Annotated in this window: 1 protein-coding gene (running past one end of the window); it reads left to right on the forward strand. The window is 62.1% G+C overall.

Features of this window, described 5'->3' with window-relative positions:
* On the forward strand, nt 1–21,536 hold the 5' portion of the coding sequence (locus AC04PH_RS01880; protein WP_483064046.1) for a tandem-95 repeat protein. Its footprint extends 10,648 nt past the window's final position; only the first 21,536 of its 32,184 coding nucleotides appear in the window; it begins with the start codon at nt 1–3; its stop codon lies beyond the right edge, outside the window.

Genomic DNA, 21,536 nt, shown 5'->3' on the forward strand with positions numbered 1-21,536 from the left:
ATGGACGACGACGGTGCAACGGATCCAAACGCCCTGTTTGGAACGGACGGCGCGGACACGATCACCGGCACGTCCGGCGATGACACCATTACCGGTGGTGCCGGCGGCGATACGCTTGACGGTGGTGAGGGCAGCGACCGTATCGTGATCGAGGACGGTCACGGCGACACGACCGTCATCGGCGGCGAGGATGCGGACAACAGCGACTACGACATCCTCGACCTGACCCGGGTGACCTCTGCAATTACATTCAATGCCTCCGGCCCCGAAAGCGGGACAATCACCACCGGGTCGGGCACCATCACGTATTCCGGCATCGAACAGGTGATCCTGCCGGGCGGGTCGCAGATTATCGACCTGTCCCAGAATGACTCCGGCACCCCCGTGACCATTTCGACCGGTGCCGGGAACGACACGGTATCCACCGGCGGCGGTGACGACACCGTCAGCACCGAGGCCGGGGACGACTGCATTTTCGGCGGCGGCGGAGACGATCTGCTGTCGGGCGGCGCGGATGACGACTGTATCTTCGGCGGCGAGGGCGATGACTTTATTCTGGGTCAGGCCGGGAACGACTGGCTCGAGGGTGGCGATGACTTCGACACCATTATCGGCGGTATCGGCGACGATACCCTCCGCGGCAATGATGGCGAGGATGAACTGATCGCCGAGGCCGGACACGACACACTTGAGGGCGGTGACGGAAATGACCTGCTGTCCGGTGGCGACGGCAACGATACGCTGAGCGGTCAGGGCGACGACGATATCCTGCAAGGTGATGACGGTGCCGATACGCTCTATGGCGGAACAGGCGCGGACGAGCTGTTCGGCGGCGATGGCGACGACACCCTCGAAGGTGGCGAAGACGACGACGCCCTCGTCGGCGGCGAAGGCAACGACACACTGCGCGGTGATGCAGGCGCGGACACGATTGTCGGCGATGAGGGCGCAGACGAAATCTACGGCGGCGAAGATGACGACGAGATCCTGAGCGGGGCTGACGACGACATCGTATATGGCGGCGCGGGCAACGACACAATTTTCAACGGCTCCGATAATGACACCATCCACGGCGATGACGGCGACGACACAATTGCCACCGGTGGCGGCGAAAACGAGATTTACGGTGGTGCCGGCAACGATATCGTCGAAGGCCACGACAGCGTCGACACCATCGACGGCGGCAGCGGAGACGACAATCTGCGCGGTCTTGATGGTGCGGACATCATCGTGGGAGGCACCGGCAACGACGTGATCGACGGCGGTGAGGGTATCGACGAAATCGACGGCGGCGCGGGCAACGACATTATCGAAGGCGGCACCGACGGCGACACGCTGTTGGGTGGTGAGGGCGACGACACGATCGCCGGTGAAGGCGGCGACGATGTCGTTTCCGGCGGCGCAGGCAACGACGTCATTCTGGGCGACACCGGAGAGGACATTCTCGTCGGAGACGCCGGGAACGATGTGATCCTGGGCGGTGCCGAGAACGACGATATCGACGGCGGAAGCGGCGACGATACAATCGACGGCGGCTCCGGTGCCGATGTCATTTTCGGCAGAGACGGGGAAGATATCGTCGTCGCGGGCAGCGGCGAAGACTCGGTGTTCGGCGGTGAGGGCAATGACGACATCGCGGGTGGTGACGGCAACGACACCCTGTTGGGCGATGACGGCAACGACACGCTCTTGGGCGAAGATGGCGAAGACACGTTGCTGGGCGGAGCTGGCGTCGACACGCTTTATGGTGGCGACGACGACGATACGCTCGACGGTCAGGGTGACAACGATACGCTGATCGGCGCAAGCGGTTCCGACATTCTGATCGGTGGCGCGGGGGACGATGTACTCGAAGGGGGCCGCCAGACCGATTTCCTCTATGCCGGTATCGGGAATGACGTGCTCAAAGGTGGCGATGGGGTCGACTCGCTTTATGGCGGAGAAGGCGACGATATCGCCTCGGGCGGTGACGGACTGGACTCGATATTCGGCGGTCAGGGCAACGATCTGATCGACGGTGGTCTGAAAGGTGACGTCCTGCATGGCGATGCAGGCAACGATTCCGTCATCGGCGGCGGCGGTTCGGATACGTTGTTCGGCGGCGAAGGTGACGACACGCTGCTGGTGTCTTCGGGGGTATCCTCACTCTACGGTGGAGCAGGCAACGACGACATCATCGGCGGGACCGGCGGTGACCTGATCAGAGGGGATGACGGGAACGATGTCATCTCCGGCGGTGGCGGCGCAGACCAGATCGACGCCGGAGCGGACGACGATACGGTCGATGCCGGCGCTGGCGACGATACCGTCATCGGCGGCGCGGGCAATGACGTGCTGGCAGGTGGCACCGGTGCCGATATCATCACCGGCAACAGCGGCAATGACGTTGTGGACGGCGGCATCGGCAATGACATAATCACCGGCGATACCGGCGACGACACGGTCTACGGATCGGACGGCAACGACACGATCGACGGAGGCGAAGACGACGACACGCTTTACGGCGGCGGCGATGATGACACGCTGGCAGGGGAGAGTGGTGCCGACGAAATCTATGGCGGCGCCGGCAATGACCTGATCAGTGGCGGAAGCGGCGAGAACACCCTTTACGGTGGAAGCGGCGACGACGAGTTTGTCGTCGATTCCGATGACAACACGATCTATGGCGGATCGGGTGACGATACGCTCGATTATTCCGAACAGGGCGACGATTTCGACATCGTGACCGGCACGACGAGCGACGTCGACCTCTACATTCTCGACCGTGACTTCAACCGGCTGGATACGGTTGCAGGTCTCGAAGATATCGAGTTGAGCGATAACCAGAATACTGTCTATCTCACGCTGAACGGCGATATCGAGAGCGCGACGACGATCTCGTTCAACGGTGGCGGATCGAACTCGCGCGGCGATACGCTCGACTTCACCGATAGCGGCGACAATGCAAACGGCATCCTTTTCGCCAACGGCAAGTTTGCGGCTGCAGATCGCGGAAACTACGATCTCGGAAGCCTTGTCTATGTCAGCAAACTGGCAGTGGACCGGCTTACGACGTCGGCCCGCAATGAAATCGGCAGCGCGGATTTCTACGAAAATCTCGTGTTCGACGATATCGACTCGGTATCGCTGACCTCGAACGAAGACCGTTTCATCATCGGTTTCGGCGACGACGAGGGCCTGCGTCATATGTCGGGCCAGGGTTACATCGACGCCGAGGCAGGCAACGACACCATTCTGGTCGAGGCGATGCCGGAGGGCTGGGACCTCACACTCGACGGTGGCGATGGCGACGACATCGTTGCGGTATTGGAGGGCACCGGCGTCACGACTGCAGGCGGCCTTGGCCGTGACGTCGTCATGAATTTTTCGGCCGGTGGTACGCTATTTGGCGACACGACCACGGGCTATTACCCATCCGGGCGCGATGGGAACGGTCGCCCGACGACCGGCGAGAATAAGCCGGAGAACGCGGACCTGTTCTACTTCGCGACCGATACGACGATCATGGATCCGGAAATCGACGATGTTCTCGTCTATTACGGTGTGCCGCTGACAGGTGGTGATGTGACACCGGGGTCGGTGATGTGGGCCGTCGGCGGGCTGGCGGGCGGGCTGGCAGACGCCATCGCGGGCGGTATTTCCGCGGCCACGCAAACGGCGGCTTTGGCGATGTCGGCGGGCATCGGTAAAAGCGTGTTCTACGACACCTTCGTGCCGTCGATCGCCTACGTCCTCGATCCCGACGGCGGCATGAAAGTGGTCGACATCGGCAACCTCTTCTGGTCGGCCCTGCAGGTTTCGATCGGCGTTTCTGCGCCCGAAGGTCTGCCGACGGGCATTCAGGACATTCCCAACTTCGACGTGCAGGATGCCGGGTTCTTCCAGACGAACGTCTTTGCCGGAACGTTCGGCGGCTTCACCGCACTTGATAACGCGGGAGCGAACAAAACCGCCGACCTTGGCTTGGCCTTCAACGGGCCGAGCATTTTTGCAGCGTTCATGAGCGTTCTGGGAGTGGCACAATCTGCGATCAAGGCGCTGCCTGCCGGTGTCGGTGCGTTGTTGCAAGCCTATAGCTGGGTGGAAAAGGCGGACACAGCCGCGTGGTTCGCCAGCGCGGCGGTCCGGCTGTCAAAGCAGCTTGACTGGGCAAACGGCAATGATCCGCTTGTGATCGACCTGGACGGCGATGGGCTGGAAACCATCGCGGTCTATCGTTCGAGCACGTATTTCGATCTGGGCGACGACAAATTCGCAGAGCGGACAGGCTGGTTGCAGGGCGATGACGGTTTCCTTGTCCGCGACATCAACAACAATGATCGTATCGACAACGCGACCGAGATGTTCGGCCTGAACACCGGGCGCGGCTACGACGACCTTGGCGTGTTCGACACGGTAGAGCTTGGCGGGAATGCCGACGGCAAGATTACCGCCGCCGATGCGATCTGGGCCGACCTGCTGATCTGGCGCGACCAGAACGAGGACGGCGTCACCGACGACGGCGAGCTTCAGACGCTGGATGCCTGGGGTATTGTCGCGCTCGATCTGGACACGATCGACCTGAACTTCACGCAGCCACAGGGCAATGAACTGCTGTCGACCGGGCATGTGGAATTTGCCGATGGCAGCGTCGTCGATATGTTCGAGACGATCTTCGAGGCGATCCCGACGGATTCGCGTTATATCGGTGAAAACGGTGCGCCGGAATGGGGCCTGCCGGTCGATTTGAACGCGCATGGTTACGGACAGGTCACCAATCTGACGACCGCGATGGCGAACGACATCGCCTTGGCCGATATCGTTGCCGACGCCGCCGCGAGCATGACGGTGCCCCAGATCAGGGCGCTGATGGACGCTGTCGGTCCTGTTCTGTCGTATTGGGGTCAAACCCTTGAAACCACGCAGGAACTTTTGCCTGTTCTGCTGCAGACCGCATCGAACGGGGCGGTCACTCTGATCGACTTCGGCGTCTATCACGAGGATGTCGATGGCGGATACTGGGGTCTTGACAGCGGGGCGGATGTGCTTGACGCGGACGGGCTTGCAATTGCGCGTCCGACGCTGGAAGACGTCATGGCGCAAGCCGCCGCGGATGGTTTCCACTGGCAGATGGAGCAAAGCTGGTCACCGGCCAGCCGCGGGTTCGACCCGGTCGACCGCGCCCCCGCCCCCTATCTTGTACGCATCGTCGAAGAGCGTGCCGTCGTCGATGACTGGGGCATTCAGAACGAGGACGGCAGCTGGCGACTGGCGAGCGGTCGCGAGATCACGGGTCCTGACGGTGCGGTCGTGGCCGCGCCCACAATCGACGACGTTCTCGCACTGGCACGCGACCCCGGCCAGGAATGGCGGGTCGAAGACATCAGCTACAACCCGATTGCCGCGGTACCCACCGAACGGATCGGCATTCGTGTCACCGACGGCATTACCGTCGACTACACAGTCGAGGTAACCGACCAGGACGGCACGTTCCTGGTCTGGGCCCGTAATCTGGATCGCGCGCTCGAGCTGCAGTTCAAGACCGGCGACAGCCGCGAATTCAACCTGCGTAACTACGAAGTCGATCTCGATACGTTGTCCGAAGTGGGTGTGACCGACGACAGCGCCTACCGTGTCGTCGTGATGACGCCCGGGCAGTTGCAATATGCGACAAACCTCGGCGCAATCGAATTCCGCCCGGAAATGCTGGCGGCGACGCTCGATAACGATACCGGTTTGATCGACTACCGCGTGGTCGAAGGCGGCGACTACACGCTGTCTCAGGATCGCTACGAATCCGTCATCACCCCGATGATCGACCTGGCCGGTCAGATCATGACGCAGTACCTGCTGATGAGCCAGCGCGTGGCCGTCGAAATGGCGCTGCAATCCGGGCTGTCTGACTTTGCCCGTGGTGTCGAATTCGACATCGAGGCCGATGCCTATGTGCCGACGACAGATCGTGAACTGGCGCCGATGTTCGAGGCGATCTTCGAATCTGCCCCGGCGACGAATACCGACGACGCGGTCTATGACTATCTGGCCGAGTGGAGTGGCGTTCTGGCGATGGTCTACGCCAACTACCAGACCAGCGAAGGTGCCACGATCGTCGACTCCAAGGTCGATCTCGATCCCTCGTTCGTGTTGCAAATGGCGCTCGCCGCCTATGAGAACGTGCCCATCGATCTGGATGTTTTCGCCATCGCCAACGCGCTGAACGTCGATGAGCGGCAGTTGGTCACACATGGTGTCGACGACACGGCGATGATCACCAAGGAAGGTATCAACTTCTTCTACCTCTCCGAAGGCGAAACCACCGTTTACGGCAGCTATCCCAAGGACGCCACCGTCTACACCGACGATGTGCAGATCGACATTTATTTCGTCGGTCGCCAGACCGGAACCGATACCATCGTCGACTACGATCTGGGTGATCACGACCAGTTGCGTTTCCTGCATCTTGCGTCCGACGACATCGACTTCGAGCGTGATGGCCAGGATCTCGTCATGACCTGGGACGATGAGCAGGGCGGCAGGGCGACCCTGCGGGTTCAGGACCAGTTCCTGGGCGAAGAGAACAAACTGCTCCAGAACGGGACCCAGATCGACAGCGGGGTCAACGAGATCATCTTTGCGGACGGGACAATCTGGGACAGATTCCGGATGTCGTTCGGCGTCGTCGATTTTGAACGAGGCCGCGAGGATGAAGCGGACGCCTACTATGGCTCCGGGTCGGTCGATGTCATGTACGGCGGCCTGAACAACGATTACCTGTCTGGCGGTAAAGGCGGTGACAGCTACTATATCGAACGGGGCGACGGCCACGATGTCATTGACGACATTGGTAGTTTCTCGTTCGGTCCGCTGGAGGCCGGGCTGGATTTCCTGCATTTCCGCGGCGATATCTCCAAGGACGATCTCTACATCACCCGCGACGGCGATGCTGACGATATCGTCATCCATGTCCTTCAGGACGGCGAATTTTCCGGCCAGTCGGTAAAGATCGTCGGACAGCTGGGCGGCCTGCAACTGAACCTCGGATTCTTTGCCGAGGCTGTGGGGTCGGAGACCGGTCTCGACTTCGTCGCGCCCAACATGATCGAGGTGATCACGTTCGAGTTCGGCGGTCAGTTGGAACAGGACGAAATCATCGCTGAGGTCATCGCGAATTCGCAGACCGACGGTGATGACGTTGTCTTTGGCTATCTGAACGCCAATACGATGGATGGCGGCGCGGGCGACGATTACCTGACCGGTGTCGGCGGTTTCGACACCTATATCTTCGGGCGCGGCTACGGGCAGGACGTGATCTATGACGCCGATTTCGGCGGCCCCTTCGGACCCAAGGACGACCTGCTGCAGTTCAAGGACGATCTGCGCTGGACAGATATCGAATTCCTACGCGACGGGTCCAGCGACACACTGCGCCTGCAGATCCGCGGCACCGACGATCAGGTGATCCTGTCCGAATATCTCAAGCATGTCTTCTTCGTCGGTTTCACCAACCTGATCGAGGAAATCAACTTTGCCGACGGCACGACCTGGGACTACCTGAAGCTGTTGCAGCACTATGTCGATATCGCCAAGACCGATGGCGACGACACCATCTATGGCTTTGAATTCAATCAGGATCGTCTTGACGGCGGGCTCGGCAATGACCGGCTGGAAGGGTTCGGTGGCAACGACACCTATGTCTTCGCGCGTGGATACGGCGAAGACACCGTCTTTGATGAGTCGAATGCCTTCCTGTCGCCAGCCGGTGCCGCAGACAAGATCGTTTTCACTTCCCTGACCGCAGCCGATGTGTCTTTCTCGCGAACGGCTCTCGATCTCATCATTTCGATTGACGGGACGGACGACCGGATCATTCTGGAAAACCAGTATGTCCGCACCGACCGGCAAACGCACGCGATCGAATTCTTCCAGTTCGACGATACGGTGCTGGAATACGAGAATTTCAACCCCGAAGATATCGACCTTGTCGGCACGGATGCGTCCGAGACGATCACCGGGTCCAACTTTGCCGAGAAACTTGACAGTCGCGGCGGTGACGACACGATTATCGGTGGCGACGGCGGCGATACCTACGTTTTCGACGTTGGCTATGGGCAGGATGTCATCGTCGATACCCGCCTGCGCGCGGCTTGGACCGACCGGGAGGGCATCAATGTGCCCGTCGACGATGTGGTGGCTTTCGGCGACGATATCACAGTGGACAATGCCGTCTTTACCAAAGACGGCAACGACCTCCTGATCAGCGTCGAGGATCGTACCGATACCCTCCGCATTCGTGACCAGTTCCTGAGCATCGACACAGGGGTCGAACGGTTCGAGTTCGTGAACGGCGAGGTGCTGTCGATCGCGGATATCGAGGAACGCCTGCAGATCACAGGCGGCAACCGGGGCGACAACGTGATCGAAGGCAATCCGACGCAGCCCAATGTGCTGGACGGACGCCAGGGCGACGACGTGCTGATCGGCGGGGCCGCTGCAGACACCTACGCCTTTGGCGCGGATTACGATTTTGACCGTATTCTGGAAACCCCGGATGCGCCGGGTGTCATTGACCATGTTCAATTCGGAATTTCCGTCACTCGCGACGCGCTGAAAATCAGCCGCGACGGCGATGATCTGGTGATCGACCTGGGCCTGGGCTCCGATGTACTGACAATCGTCGGCGGGCTGGCAAACACGCGGGTCGAAGAGTTCCGCTTTGGCGACGGCAGTGTCCTGACGCTTGAGGAAATCCTGAACACGATGCTGACCGGAACGGCGGCATCAGAACTGCTGCAGGGTCTCGACAGCCGTGACGACACGCTGTCAGGCGGGGCAGGGGCCGACCGGCTGGAAGGCGGCGCGGGAGACGACGAATACCGTGTCAACTACGGCGACGAGTCCACCGCGATCTACGACTCCGCCGGTATCGACCGGCTGGTGTTCGGCGCCGAAATCCGCCCGATGGACGTAGCCTACCAGAATGTCGACGGCGACCTCGTTCTGACGCTGTCCGGCAGCGACGAACGCATCGTCGTGATTGGCGGCTACAAAGATACGCCGGTCGAAAACTTCGTCTTTTTTGCGGGGACCGACGACGAGGTCTCGATTTCGATCGAGGACATCCGCATCAAGATCTACGAGGCGACGTCCTTCGCCGGGCAAAATATCCTCGACACCAGCGACTTCCCCGCCGGGACGCCCCTGAATGCCGGGCCGGGCAACGACCTGATCCTGCTCAGCGACGGGGCCGAGGTCACCTTCAACGGCGCGTTCGGCAGCGACCGTGTCGAAATGCTGTCAGGCGCGTCCGACGCCCTGCTGCGCATCACCGATCAGCACAGCAATTCGGTCAGCGTCGTGCGCGGCGACGGATCCTCTGACGATTTGGTTCTGAACTTCACCGACGGTCAGCAGATCGTCATCGCGGGGGCAATGGGCGGCGGCGCGGTGCCCCGAATCCAGTTCTCGGATTTCACAACATGGACCGCCGCCGATCTGGTGCAGGCCTTCGTCGATGATCAGGCCACCGACGGGAATGACTATGTTCGCGGATCAGACCGGGCGGATACGCTTGACGGTGGCGAGGGCAACGACATTCTGACGGGTGATCGCGGCAACGACCACTATGTCTTCCGCTTCGGGTCCGGGCAGGACGTGATCGAGGATTTCCAGGGCTACGACGTCGTCGAAATCATCGGCTATCGTCCATCCGAGATGCTGGTCGACCGCCTGTCGGACGATCGCGACGATGTACTGATCAGCTTTCTGGCCAGCGACGACAGCCTGTTGATCCGCAATGCGTCGATCGAGGAGATCATCTTCTCGGACGGCACGGTTATCCTCAAGGAAGACCTGCTCAACACGCTCAATGCCATTGGTACCGATACCGATGACCTGCTCAGAGGGACCAGCGGCGCCGAGGGGTACATCGCGGGTCTGGGCAACGACATCATCGTCGATGGGCGCGGGGCCGATGTCTATACTTTCAACCTGGGCGACGGACAGGACCGTATCACGACCTCGAACGCTGCCGACGGTTTTGGCACCATCGCCTTTGGTCCGGGAATTGCCGCCGAGGATGTCACCGCCAAGCGCGACGCCGAAGGCAATATCATCCTGCTGATCGCGGGTACCGACGACCGGTTGACCCTGATCGATCCGGTCAACGACCCGGATGCCATCGTCGGGACGCTGATGTTCAGCGACGGCCAGACGCAATCGGTCTTCGCGCTCGCCGCAGCGATCCCCGCGACGGACGGTGACGATCATGTGATCCTTGCCTCTGGTCCGAACGCCGCGAACGGCACGACTCCGGGTGCGAATGTCTTTGGCCGCGACGGCAACGATTGGCTGGAAACCGGCCGGGGTGCCGATGTCCTGACCGGTGGTCTGGGCAACGACCGGCTGGAAGGCAATTCAGGCGCCGATATCTATGTCTTCAATCCCGGCGACGGGCAGGACACGATCATCGACGTCGAGGCCTTCGACAACAGCACGATTGACACGCTGCGTTTCGGTGCCGGGATCGCCCGCGCCGATCTGGAGATCATTGCGGGCGACCCCGACGATCTGATCATCGGGATCAGGGACACCGCGGATCGGATCACGATCAAGGGCATGTTCAGCAGCGGCCTGCGCCTGCAGCAGATCGAACGCTTTGAATTTGCCGCAGACCCGGCGATGACACTGGCTGACATCGTCGCCTTTGTAACGGCAAACGGTGACGGCGACGACGTTATCTCGCTTGGTACGAATTTTGTAGCCGACACCCAGATCGAAGGCGGGTTCGGGAACGACAGCCTTGCCGGTGGGTACGGCGATACGCTCTATATATTCAGACCCGGCTTCGGCCGCGACACGGTGACGGAAGTCAACGGTGCGGGTTCTGACGACACGATCCGGTTCGACGGCTTCGACCCGGCGGATATGGTCGCGGTCCAACGCGGCGACGATCTGCTGATCCGCTTTGTGGGCTCCGACGAGCAATTGCTGGTCGAGAACCAATATCGCTTCTCAAACCCGCTGGTCGAAACATTTGAATTTGCAGGGTTTTCACCGCTCACCGCCGCGGGTCTGACGGCCCTTCTGGTCGATGAAGCCGCAGCGCAGCAACGCCTGTCGCCTTCTGTCCCGGATGCGGATCCGTTCACCGATCCGCTCTTCGACGATTTCACGCTTTCCGGCGGGGCCACCGGCGGTGGTTCGGGCGGCGGGGCTGCAGCACCGCGGCGTTTTGTTGCCGTGGATGGTCAGGTCGATACGTTCACGACCTTCGTGCCCGAAGTCGATGAAGGCGACGGCCTGATCACGATCGAGAATTTCGAGGTCGGCGATCTGGGCGATGCGCTCGATATCCAGTTGGCGCTGAATCTGTCGGGCGAAGTTGTGGCCCGTCAGGAGGGCGAAGATACCTACGTCTACTTCGTCGATGCAGGCACGACGAGCCTTGATGCGGCGCGCCAGCTTTTCCGGCTTGAAGACGTGGCTCTCGGTGATCTGAGCGGCGGTAACTTCAGCGGACAGCCCTTCGCCACCACCCTGCCGCAAACGCTGTCCGGCACCAACGATGACGAGACCTTCACGGGCGGCTGGGGTGACGATTCCATCAGCGCGGGTCGCGGCGACGACACGCTCGTCGGCGCGCAGGGCGACGACCGCCTCTCGGGCGGTGTGGGCAATGACAACTATGTCTTCGATGCCGGGTTCGGGCAGGACACCATCGTCGACGCCGGGCGCAGCACCGAGGTCAACGACACGGTCGTATTCGGCCCCGGCCTGCTTGAAAGCGACATGGATGCCGCCGTCGATGGCGACGACCTTGTCCTGAGTTTTGGCGCGACCGGCGACACTCTGCGGATCGAGCGTCTGTCGAACACGAACTACCGGATCGAGGTCTATCGGTTCGATGACGGGACCGCGGTGACCCACGCGGACCTGCTTGCACGTCTGACGGCCGCGACCGACGCGGACCAGACCCTGCGATCCTATGAGGACAATGACGCTCTGTTCGGCGGCGGCGGCAACGATACGATCGACACGGGCGTCGGCGACGATACGCTTGACGGTGGCACCGGAAACGACCGTCTGACCGGCGGTCGCGGCAGCGATCAATACGTGTTCAACGCAGGTTTCGGTGACGATACGATACTCGATGACGGGCTTAACACGAGCTTCTCGCCAAACGATGAAATCGTGTTCGGGGACGGGTTTGCTGTGGCCGATTTGCGGGTGGTCGCTACCTCGACCGATCTGATCCTGTCGTTTGAGGGATCCGATGACCGGCTTCGCATCATCAACACACTGACCAGCACGCAGAACCGTATCGAAACCGTGCGTTTTGACGATGGTGCCGTGCTGACCCATGCACAGCTGGTCACACGCGCCACCGTGCCGACCGACGCGGACCAGACACTGTTCGGGTCATACGACGCCGAAATGATTGCGGGCGGTGCAGGCGACGACACGATCAAGGCCGGGTCCGGCGCGGACACCATTTCCGGAGATACCGGAAACGACCTGCTCAAAGGCGGGTACGGCGACGATACCTATCTGTTCGAGATCGGCTTCGGGCGCGACGTCATCGACGACAATGCACTGCGGAACAATTCGTATAACGACGTTATCCAGCTTGGCGATGGTCTGACGCAGGACTTGCTGCGCGTAAGCGCCGAAGGCGACGATCTGATCCTGTCCTTTGACGGAACCGATGACGAAATCCGTCTTGTCGACACGATGAACAGCGAAGGCGCGCGGATCGAGACACTACGCTTTGCCAACGATGTGGAACTGTCGCACGCGGAACTGGTTACCCTGGCCCTCGCCGCCAGCGATGCCGATCAGACCCTCGTCGGCAGCTACAATGCCGAGACGATTGCCGGCGGCGGCGGCAACGATTCGCTCTTCGGCAACGCGGGCGCGGATACGCTGGAAGGCGGCACCGGCAACGATTTCCTGTCCGGGGGCCAGACCAGCGACGTCTACCGCTTTGCCGCCGGGTTCGGTCAGGACACGATTGCCGACAGCGGCATCTTCTCCAACGAAGACGAGATCAGTTTCGGCGCAGGGCTGACCCGCGCTGACCTGCGCGCGCGCGTCATCGGCAACGACATCGAGCTGCGTTTTGTCGGCACCGAAGACCGGCTACTGATCAGGGACGGGGCCACGAACAACAGCAACCGTATCGAATTCGTGCGGTTCGACGATGATGCACCCGGGGTCGACCCGCTGACCCGCGACGACCTTCTTGCACTCGCGGCGACCGTAACCGAATTCGCCGACGACGTGACCGCCACCGACGAGAACGACACGATTGACGCGCTGGCGGGCAACGACACCGTGACAGCACTTGACGGTGACGATTCCGTTGCAGGCGGGGCCGGTGACGACATCATCTACGGTGGTGACGATGCCGATGATCTGAGCGGTGATGCAGGCGACGACGCCGTGTTCGGTGGGCGCGGCACGAACACGCTGTCCGGTGGCGACGGCTTCGACACGCTGCAAGGCGGGTCCAGCGCAGACACGCTCTTTGGCGGCGAAGGCAACGACCAGCTGTTCGGCGGCGATACCGGCGATACGCTAGATGGCGGAGCCGGTGACGATCTTCTGAGCGGTGGCGACCGCGACGATGTCTATCTCTTCGCGGCGGGCTTCGGCCACGATACGATCGACGAAAGCGCCGGCTTCAGCTGGCGCGCCGGGTCTGACAGGATCATTTTTGCGGCTGACATTGCACGCACGGACGTTCGGATTTTCACCGATGGCGACGATCTGCTGCTGGCTGTCGGCAGCAATGACCTTTTGCGCATCGCCGGGGCCCTGGATGAGACCCGCAAGCGTGTCGAAACCGTGACTTTCGAAAGCGACAGCGATCCCGACTGGACACATGACAGCATGATCGCCGACGCCCTGCCATGGCCGGGCGCGACCGGTCTTGTCCTGCAGGGCGATCCAGCCACGAACCTGCTGGAAGGCGGTGCCGGCGACGATCTGATCGAAGGTCTTTCCGCAACGGCAAGCCGGATGGTCGGCGCGGGTGGCAACGATATTCTCTTCGGTGGTGCGGGCGGTGAAACGCTGATCGGTGGTACTGGCAACGACACGCTTACCGGCAACGGTGGCGACGACATCTATCGCTTCGATGCGGGCTTCGGCCAGGACGTGATCGACGATGGCGGTATGAACGGCGCAGGCCAGAATATCGATATGATCGTATTCGGTGCGGGCATTCTGCCGGCCGACGTCACGGTCGAGGTCGACAGCGACACCGGCGACGATCTGGTGCTGAAGATCGGGGCCGGTGACCGGCTTCGCATCGTAGGCGGCAATCTGGTCGATCCCGCGACGGGCGGCATCGACACGGTAACGTTTGACGATGCACCGGGCACGGTCTGGTCCGTCGCTGACCTGCAGACGATGGCAGGCCCCGCCAACCCGGACGGCCTCGTGATCGGTGCGGTCGATGGCCCTGTCGACGACACGCTCACCGGCGGCGCGGGCGATGATTTCCTCGAAGGGTTGCAGGGCTCGGACACGCTTGACGGGCGCGGCGGCAACGATGAACTCGAAGCCGGCGACGGCGACGACCTGCTGATCGGCGGCGAAGGCAATGACCGCATGTACGGCGGCGAGGGCAACGACACCTATCGCTTCTCCGCCGGTTTCGGGTCGGACACGATCAATGAGTATCAAAGCCCCGAAGATGATCTGACGACGCTGGTATTCGACGACACGATCGATCCTGCCGACCTGCTCGTCTTTGAGGCGGACAATGGCGATCTGATCCTGACCTTCGCCGGGACCGAAGACCGTGTCGTCCTGAACGTGCCGAGGGACGACTTCGAAGAAGGTCCGATTTTCGACGAGGGCGACCTCGGTGAGGGCGAGGGCGACTTTGGCGAAGGTGACGGCGACTTTGGCGAGCGCGAGGGTGAAGGTGAGGGCGAGACGGGCTTCGACCCGACCTATGCCGTCACATTCGAATTCGGTGCCGGTTCGTCGCTCGACTATGCCGCGTTGCAGGCGCTCGCGGTGCCATTGCCCGCTGGGCTGGTGCTGAATGGTGACGATGTCGCAGACACGCTGACCGCCACGCAGACGGCAGGCGAAGTCTATGGCGGCGGCGGTGACGACACGCTGACGGGCCAGGCCGATCATGCCGATCTGTATGGTGGTGCCGGTAACGACCTGCTGGTCGCGGGTGGCGGCCGCGTCGATATCGTCGACGGCGGTGGCGACAACACGATCCGCGTGTCGGGCGATTTCGATCTGGTCACCATTCCGGTCATCTTCGACGACGACGGCATCATGGCCGTCAACACGCTCGAGCTGACCGATCTGAACGCGGCAGACGTCATTGCGGAACCGGATATCGAATCCGGAGAGTTCGGCTACAACTTCCTGCAGATCGCCGTCGCCGGTGGCGAAGGCCGTATCCGTATGGGCAACGGTAGCGTGGACGAAATCCATTTCGCCGACGGCACTGTCTGGACATGGGACGAATTCAGGGCCCTCGTCGATGCAGCCGCCGCATCCCCGCGGGGCATCGAGGACTCAGACGGAGACGGAGATGGCGAAGTTATCGGAACCGATGCCGATGACGCCCTCTACCTGTGGGGCGAAGGTACGCTGAACGGCGGCGACGGGTCCGATCTGGTCTATGGCGGATCGAACGATCAGACGATCACCGGCGGACGCGGCCACGACCAGCTTGAAGGCGGGCGCGGCGACGACCTCTATCAATTTGAGGCAGGTTTCGGCCACGATCAGCTCTACATCAGCTTCGATGAAAGCGATGTCGACATCGTCGCCTTCGGGGCCGGGATCGACCCCAGCGGGATCACCGCACATTGGACGCCCGACGAAACGCTGATCATCGCCACCGCCGATGGCGACAGTATCGAAGTCATCGACTACTACGACAATCCGGCGAAGATCACGGAATTCCGTTTTGCCGCGGATGGCAGCACGATGACCTGGGCCGATGTCGTGGCCCTCGCCAGCGTCGCGCCCGCGGAACTGGTGGGGTCGGTGTCGGATGACACGCTGACAGGCAGCGATTCCGACGACATCATCAACGGCGGCGGCGGCGATGACATTGTCGTCGCGGGCGGCGGCGATGACATTGTCGTCGCGGGCGGCGGCGATGACCGTGTCATTACCGGTAACGGCGACGACACGGTCACCGGCGGTTCCGGTGACGACCTGCTGCGCGACGGCGGCGGCGGCGTGACATACAACTACACCGCAGGCTTCGGACAGGACGACATTTCAGTGCTGCTGGAAGGCGGCGACGTCATCGTCATCTTTGACACCTCGCTGAGCGAGGCCGACTTCTTTGTCGAGCGGACGTATGAGGGCGGACCTCTTGCGCTGCGCTTTACCGGCACGAGTGACCGGATCGAGATCGACGTGCGCATGGCCGGTGAAGTGTTCTCTCACGGCGTCAGCCAGGTACGTTTCGAAGGCGGTTCGACTTTCACGCTCAACGACCTGCAGACCATGTCGGTCGACCCGGTCAATATCAACCTGAGCGGCGACGTGACTCCCCTGGACTCAGGTGGTGATGGCGATGACCTGATCGAAAGCAACGGGTCCGGCCATGTTCTGATCGGGAATGGCGGGAACGATTCACTCGATGGCAACTCCGGCAGCGACACGCTGATCGGCGGCGCGGGTGACGACGTCCTCGATGGCGGATGGGGCACCGATACGTATCAATTCTCTGCAGGTTTCGGGCAGGACCTGATCGACTATCACTTCAGCTATGGCGGCGACCGCGTCGTGTTCGATGCCACGATCACGCCTGCCTCTGTCATCGTCGAAACGTCCGGTCTCGATCTGATCCTGCGGTTCGACAATTCCGACGATCGCCTGACGATAGAACGTGGCGCGACTCGCGCTGTCGTGCAAACCATCGAATTTGCCGACGGCACCGTCTGGACCCATCAGGAAACGCTCGAACGCGCCGTCCCGGCGACCGGTGTGACCGTCGATGCGATCATCGCGGATGATGTGACAGCCGGATCGTCCGGCGACGACCTGATCGACGGCATGGCCGGAAACGACGATCTGAGCGGTCTTGCCGGGGCCGACCGCCTTGTCGGCGGGGCAGGAAACGACACGCTCGCCGGTGGCGAGGGTAATGACCGGCTGTCGGACGAAGCGGGCGACGAGACCTATCTGTTCAATCTCGGTGATGGCGTCGACACGATCGACGATCTTGGCGGTCAGGATACGCTGGTCTTCGGTTCCGGCATCCTGCCGGAGAACATCACCGTATCCGTAGTGAACGATCTCGACCTGATGCTGCAAATTGGCACGGATGATCGCGTGATCATCATCGGCGGCATGGGTGATACGCAACTTATTGAAACGATTGAGTTTATCGATGCGCCTGCAGCAGGCTGGACCGCTGCGACCCTACGGTCGCTCGCACTGCGGCCGTCCGAGCAGTCGGACGATATTACCGGCACACTCTTCGGTGAGACCATCGACGGACAGGCCGGTGACGACAGCATCGACGGCGGCGGCGGTGACGACAGCCTGCTGGGCGGCACCGGATCGGACAGCATCACCGGTGGCGCCGGGGCCGATACCCTGTCAGGCGGCAGCGGGCTCGACCATCTCGACGGCGGCCTCGGCAACGACACCTATATCTATGCGATGGGCGACGGAAACGTCGTCATCACGGATCAGGACGGAACAAATTCCCTTCAGATGGGCGGCGGCATCCTCGCATCGGCAATCGCCTTTGCGACCGACGGTGACGACATCACCCTGCGGTTGGGCACGACAGAAGACCGTGTGATCCTGCGCGACGCCATGCTCGGCGGTATGGATATGACCGTCGTTTTCGACGACGCGACAAGCTGGACGATGGATCAGCTGATTACCTTCGCGCTTGAGAACAGCGGTCCTGACCAAACCCTGATCGGCAGCGATATTGGCGCCACCATCGCGGGCGAGGACGGCGATGATCTGATCGACGCGGGTGCGGGCAACGACGACATCGACGCAGGGTCCGGCGACGATACCGTCGAAGGCGGGTCGGGGAACGACACGATCAGCGGCGGCACGGGTCACGATATTCTGACCGATCTGGACGGCGACGATCTTTATCGCTTTGCGGTAGGCGACGGCGTGGCGCGGATCACCGACCTGGCCGGGACCGACGAAATCGCGCTGATTGGCGTGCTATCGGAAGACCTGCGCGTTTCGGCGACGGTCACGGGCGATCTTGTCCTCCGGGTGAACGGCACTGCGGACCGTATCGTGCTGGTCGGCGCATTGACCGATCCAGCACGCGCGATCGAAACCCTGCGTTTCGACGATGACGCAACCTGGACCTGGGCCGAACTTGTCGCAGCAAGCCAAGTCGGAACTGCTGCGGATCAGGTTCTGGTCGGCACGCAGGCCGCCGACGATCTGGCCGGTCTGGCAGGCGATGATACAATCATCGGTGGGGGTGGTGGCGATACGCTGACCGGCGGCACAGGTCATGACGATATCACCGGCGGCGATCAGGCCGACACGCTCGACGGTGGCAGCGGAACCGATCTGCTCGCCGGGGGCGGCGGCGACGATATCTACCTCTTCGGCCTCGGCTACGGTCAAGACCGGATCACCGACACTCAAGGCATGGACAGCGTGCGACTGGGGGCCGGTATCGCAACGGCCGATCTGCGCGCCGTCATGGATGGCACCGATCTGGTGCTCAAGATCGACGGCACCGAAGACCGTCTTCGTTTGGTCGATGCGCTGACTGACGGCAGCGTAATCCGCGTGACGTTCGATGACGGGGCTGAGCTGGATAAGGCTGAACTCATCGCGCTCGCGACCTCCGGCACTGCAGGCGACGACACCTACGTCGGCACTGCAGGTGACGATCTGCTGATCGGTCTGGGCGGTGACGACGACCTGACCGGCGGTGCGGGCAACGACGACCTGTACGGCGGCGACGGGAATGACAACCTGTCGGGCGAAGCAGGCGACGACCTGCTTGATGCAGGTCGCGGCAAGGATGTCGCCTCCGGCGGCACTGGCGGCGATACATATGTGTTCGCGGCGGGCGATGGCAGCCTGGTCATCGACGATCAGGGTGACACCACAGGCGAAGACCGTCTTGAGGTTTCGGGCTACGACCTGACCGATCTGCGGTTCTCGCAAACCGGGCCCGGCGGGTCCGACCTGACCATCCGTTTTGCGGGCAGCGATGACCGCATCACTGTCTCCGGTGCTTTTGCGGGCAATGCGGGCCAGATCGAAACCCTGCTGATGACCGATAGCGGTGCCAGCCTGACGTTTGCGGAAATCGCGGATCGAATTCGTCCCGATCTGGGCGTCGACGGCGACGTGATCTTCGGTGACGCGAGCGATGAGACGCTGACAGGATCGGCGCTCGGCGACTACATCGAAGGCGGGGCAGGGGCCGACACCATCGACGGCGGAGCCGGTGACGACGTCTTCGGCGATCTTCTGCTCGATCAGTCGACCGACAGCTACACCGGCGGTACCGGGCGCGACATCTATCGCTATCTGCCAACCTCCGGGCTGGCTGCGGATGCCGCCTTGGATATCATCACCGATTTCGAAGCGGGTGACACAGGCGATATCCTGCGGCTTGAAACCCAGTCGCCCAACCCCTTCGCCAGCGGGCTTTTATCACTTGCGCAGGACGGTGCGGATACCGTCATTTCCTTCGACAACGACGGCACACCACAGCAGATCATTCGCCTCGTCGGCGTAACGATGACCGAACTGACTGCCGCGAACTTCGGCGGCGTGTCCCCCGACGAGGTGCTGAACGCTCCGGTCTATGGTGACGACGTCGCCAACGAGATGCTCGGCACGCCGGACTCCGACCGCTTCTTCGGGAACGGCGGTGCCGATACGCTGTCTGGCTTTGCCGGCAACGACAAACTGGCCGGCGGTGCGGATGACGACACCCTCGAAGGCGGGTTCGGTGACGATGCGCTGGCGGGCGAGGCCGGGCACGACGACCTGTCGGGCGGCGCGGGCAACGATATCCTGTCCGGCGGCAGCGGCGACGACGTGCTGCGCGGCAATGGTGACCCAAGCGCGCAATTCGCGGGCGACGACACATTCGAGGGCGGCACCGGCGACGACACCCTGATCGGTGGCGAAGAGGACGACACGTATTTCTTTGGTGCCAACGATGGCCACGATACGCTGACCGATACCGGCGGAACCGATACGCTCGTCTTCAAGACCGGAATCGCTGCGGCCGATCTTGCCGTGCGGATGCGCGGCGATGACATCGAATTGCGCGTCACCACCGGCGATACCCGGATTCTATTGGTCGGGGCGGCCGCTACGCCGCCTACGCTGGCAATCGAAGCGATCCGCTTTGAAGAAGACGGCACGCTCTGGGACCAGACAGCCCTTTTGACCGCCGCAATGGCCGCGACCGCCGGTGACGACGACCTGAAGATTCTGACCGGCAATGCGCTCGACGGCCTCGCTGGCAACGATATCCTGACCGGCTCCGACCAGGCTGACGAGATTTCCGGCGGTGCGGGCGATGACCTGCTGAGGGGCGGTGCGGGCAGCGACACATATGTGTTCAACCTTGGCGACGGACAGGACCGGATTGAGGACACCGACGGTCTGAGCATCCTGCGCTTCGGCCCGGGGATTCTGCCATCCGACGTCGCGCTTGTCGCCGGACAACCGACGATCCAGTTCCAGATCATCGGCAGCGGCGACAGGGTCGATACTGGCCTTGCCCCAAGCCTGACCATGCCGATCGAGGTTCACTTCGCCGACGATCCGAGCGTGTGGACGGCAGCAGGTCTGGTCGACATGGCGCTGACCACCACCGCCGAAGACGACGTCGTTTACGGGACCGATACGGGCGACATGCTCGGCGGTATGGGCGGCGATGACCGGCTGCTTGGTCTGGATGGCGACGATGACCTCGCCGGCGGGTCTGGCGTTGACCTGCTCGAAGGCGGGCAGGGCAACGACACTTACCGGTTCGATCTTGGCGACGATCAGGACCGCATCGTCGACGCTGGTGGTGACGCGGATGTTCTGATCCTGGGCGCGGGCATCACCGAAGACATGCTGACCGTAGTGCAGTCAAGCGACGGTTCCGCCATGATCCTCCGGATTGGAGAAGACGGCGACCGGGTCCGCATCGACGGCGCTTTGGGTGCGGGCGAGATCGAAACGGTGCGCTTTACCGACACCGGTGCCGAGTTGCAGATCGCCGATTTGATCGCGCGCGTACCGACGGTTCTGGACGACTTCATCTATGGCAACGGCGCGGACAACACGCTGATCGGCGGATTGGGCGATGATCGCATCAGCGGCGGCGGCGGTAACGATGTCTATATCTTCAACGCGGGTGACGGGTCCGACATTGTTCGCGACAGGGCATTTTCGACAGCAGATGTGCTGCAAATTGCCGGCTATGGACCCGAGTACGTTCGTTTTGCGCGCCTGGGCTCCGACAGCCCCGATCTGCGTATCACCTTCGACGGTTCGCAGGACGACCAGATCATCATCGTTGACGGGCTGAGCACATCACGCGGCAT

The organism is Yoonia sp. KMU-150 (genome assembly GCF_056858355.1).